Here is a 4,153-nt window from a genome sequence, read left to right on the forward strand (position 1 = left end):
CATGTTCACCGCATCGCTGTCGTCCTCACCACGGGCCACGTTGGTGATCTTCGTGCCGCCGGTCTTGGTGACGCTGTTATAGGTGTCGCCACCCATGGTCACGCTGTTGTAGTTCACCGTGCCGTCGTCGTTGATGTCGTACTTCACCGAGCTCAGGTCCAGGTTGCCGACATCGTCGCTCAGGGTATCGATCGCCGAGTTGGTGGCGAACAGTTGCGAACCGTTGATCGCGTCGGTGCTGTCCGCGCTCAGGCGGCCGGCGGCGACGTTGGTGATGGTCCGCTCGTTACCCACCGAGCCCACGCTGACGGTGCTGGTCGGCGCAGTGCCGGCGAAGTCGTAGTCGGTGCCGGCGATGGTTACACCGGTCGTACCTACGGCTGCATCGGTCACCGAACCGGCGCCCAGGGCCACGTCATTGGCATTGTTGGCCTGAGCCTCACGGCCCAGCGCCAGGCTGCTTTCACCGATGGAGGTGGCGTTGTAGCCCACCGCGGTGCTGCCCTGGCCTTCGGCCGAGGAGTCGCTCTGCACCAGACCGGCTTCGTTGGTCCGGGCGTAGCGGATGCCCACGCCATGCTCGTCGGTGAAGATGTTGGTGGTGTCGCCGGCGAAGTTGTTGATGGTATCGCCCAGATCGGTGATATCGCTGGCGTTCTGCTCAACCGCCTGGTTGGTGGCGAACAGTTGCGAACCATTGATCGCGTCGGTACTGGTCGCGCTCAGGCGGCCGGCGGCGACGTTGGTAACGGTCCGCTCAGCGCCCACTGCACCAACACTGACGGTGCTGGTCGGAGCAATGCCGGCGAAGTCATAGTCAGTACCGGCGATGGTCGCACCGGTGGTTGCCACGGCAGCACTCGCAGTGGAGCCATTGCCCAGTACCACGGTGCCATCCAGGCCAGCGCCGACGGTGACGTTGTTACCGATCACAAAGGCATTGTTGGCGTCGACCAGGTTGTCGTTGCCCAGCGAGTAGCTGCGAGAGCCATTGACCGTGCTTGGATCACCGATCGCACCGGAATTGTTGCCGTTGACCACGTTACCAGTGCCAATGCTGATCGAGTTCAGCCCATTGGACTGGGCTCCTTTACCCATGGCGATAGCATTGGTCGCCGCGCTCACAGCCTCAGGACCGACAGCGATCGAGTTAGCCCCGATGGCAGACGAGTCAGCCAGCACGGAGTTGGCATGGAAGTACTTGATGCCCGCGCCGTTGTCGATGTCATCGATACGGGTATCGATCTTGTTCACTTCCTGGTTGGTCGCGTACAGCTGCGAGCCGTTCACCGCATCGGTGCTGGTCGCACTCAGGCGGCCAGCGGCTACGTTGGTGATGGTGCGTTTGACGGTATCACTACCAACGCTCACCGTGCCGCTCGGCGCACCGCCGGCATAGTCATAGCTGGTACCAGCTATCGTACCGCCGGCCGTGGCCACGGCTGCCGCCGTGGTTGCATCGTTACCCAGCGCTACCGAGTTGGCCACCGAGGCATTCGCGCCCATACCGATCGCGATGGCATTGACCCCCGTGGTGCTGGTAGTAGCGCCCGAACCAATCGCCACACTGTTTACCGCTGCAGCGTTGCTGGCAGCACCCAGCGCAGTACTGTTGATATCCGACGCAGTTGCCCCGTGGCCGACCGCGATCGAGTTGATCGACGAGCTCACGGCCTCCGGCCCCACCGCGATCGAGTTCGTCCCGGTCGCCGACGAATCGGCCAGGGTGGAATTGGCATGGAAGTACTTGATGCCCGCACCGTTGTCGATGTCATCGATACGGGTATCGATCTTGTTGACTTCCTGGTTGGTCGCATACAGCTGCGAGCCATTCACCGCATCAGTGCTGGTCGCACTCAGGCGGCCGGCGGCGACGTTGGTAACGGTCCGCTCAGCGCCCACTGCACCAACGCTGACGGTGCTGGTCGGAGCAGTGCCGGCGAAGTCGTGGTCGGTACCGGCGATGGTTACACCGGCCGTACCTACGGCTGCATCGGTCACCGAGCCTGCGCCCAGTGCTACGTCGTTGGCGTTGTTGGCTTGCGCCTCACGGCCCAGTGCCAGGCTGCTTTCACCGATGGAGGTGGCGTTGTAGCCCACCGCGGTGCTGCCCTGACCTTCGGCCGAGGAATCGCTCTGCGCCAGACCGGCTTCGTTGGTCCGCACGTAGCGGATGCCCACGCCATGCACGTCGGTGTAGTTGTTGGTGGTGTCGCCAGCGAAATTGTTGATGATCTCGTTCGTCTCGTTGAGCTGAGACATGTTCACCGCATCGCTGTCATCCACGCCACGGGCCACGTTGGTGATCGTCGTGCCGCCGAGCTTGGTGGTGCTGTCATAGGTGTCGCCACCCATGGTCACACTGTTGTAGTTCACCGTGCCGTCGCCGTTGAGGTCGTACTTCACGGCGTTCTGGTCCAGGGTGCCGACATCGTCGTTCAGGGTATCGATCGCCGAGTTGGTGGCGAACAGTTGCGAACCGTTGATCGCGTCGGTGCTGTCCGCGCTCAGGCGGCCGGCGGCGACGTTGGTGATGGTCCGCTCGTTACCCACCGAGCCCACGCTGACGGTGCTGGTCGGAGCAGTGCCGGCGAAGTCGTAGTCGGTACCGGCGATGGTCGCACCGGACGTACCTACGGCTGCATCGGTCACCGAGCCTGCGCCCAGTGCTACGTCGTTGGCATTGTTGGCTTGCGCCTCACGACCCAGCGCCAGGCTGCTTTCACCAATAGAGGTGGCGTTGTAACCCACCGCGGTGCTGCCCTGGCCTTCGGCCGAGGAATCGCTCTGCGCCAGACCGGCTTCGTTGGTCCGGGCGTAACGGATGCCCACGCCATGCACGTCGGTGTAGTTGTTGGTGGTGTCACCGGTGAAGTTATTGATGATGTCGCCCAGCTCGGTGATATCGCTGGCGTTCTGTTCGACCCCCTGGTTGGTGGCGAACAGCTGCGAGCCATTCACCGCATCGGTGCTGGTCGCACTCAGGCGGCCGGCGGCGACGTTGGTGATGGTCCGCTCGTTACCCACCGAGCCCACGCTGACGGTGCTGGTCGGAGCAGTGCCAGCGAAGTCGTAGTCGGTACCGGCGATGGTCGCACCGGACGTACCTACGGCTGCATCGGTCACCGAGCCTGCGCCCAGTGCTACGTCGTTGGCATTGTTGGCTTGCGCCTCACGACCCAGCGCCAGGCTGCTTTCACCAATAGAGGTGGCGTTGTAACCCACCGCGGTGCTGCCCTGACCTTCGGCCGAGGAATCGCTCTGCACCAGACCGGCTTCGTTGGTCCGCACGTAACGGATGCCCACGCCATGATCGTCGGTGTAGTTGTTGGTGGTGTCGCCAGCGAAGTTGTTGATGATCTCGTTCGTCTCGTTGAGCTGAGACATGTTCACCGCATCGCTGTCATCCACACCACGGGCCACGTTGGTGATCGTCGTGCCGCCGAGCTTGGTGGTGCTGTCATAGGTGTCGCCACCCATGGTCACGCTGTTGTAGTTCACCGTGCCGTCGCCGTTGAGGTCGTACTTCACGGCGTTCTGGTCCAGGGTGCCGACATCGTCGCTCAGGGTATCGATCGCCGAGTTGGTGGCGAACAGTTGCGAACCGTTGATCGCGTCGGTGCTGGTCGCACTCAGGCGGCCAGCAGCCACGTTGGTGAGGGTGCGTTCCGCACCGGCCTTGCCCACGCTCACGGTGCCAGTCGGGGCAGCCCCGGCGAAGTTGTAGGTGGTGTCCGCGATTTTGGCGGAAGCCGTGCCCACAGCCGCGGCGGTGGTCGCGCCGTCGCCCAGCGCCACGCTGTTGGCGGTGGAGGCAGTAGCGCCCTTACCGATGGCGATGGAGTTGGTCGCCGTGCTCTTGGCAGTCGGGCCAACCGCGATCGAATCGGTACCGGTGGCCGAGGAATCGGCCAGGGTGGACTTGGCATGGAAGTACTTGATGCCCGCGCCGTTGTCGATGTCATCGATACGGGTGTCGAGATTGTTCACTTCCTGGTTGGTCGCGTACAGCTGCGAGCCGTTCACCGCGTCGGTGCTGGTCGCACTCAGGCGGCCAGCAGCCACGTTGGTGAGGGTGCGTTCCGCACCGGCCTTGCCCACGCTCACGGTGCCAGTCGGGGCAGCCCCGGCGAAGTTGTAGGTGGTGTCCGCG

1 protein-coding gene is annotated in these 4,153 nt (G+C 63.5%); it reads right to left on the minus strand.

Features of this window, described 5'->3' with window-relative positions; all coding sequences use genetic code 11:
- Positions 1 to 4,153 (minus strand): beta strand repeat-containing protein (locus JFY56_RS24105; protein ID WP_208316815.1); only part of this gene is annotated, 4,153 nt, incomplete at both ends.

Source organism: Pseudomonas schmalbachii, assembly GCF_017589465.1.
Taxonomy (GTDB): domain Bacteria; phylum Pseudomonadota; class Gammaproteobacteria; order Pseudomonadales; family Pseudomonadaceae; genus Pseudomonas; species Pseudomonas schmalbachii.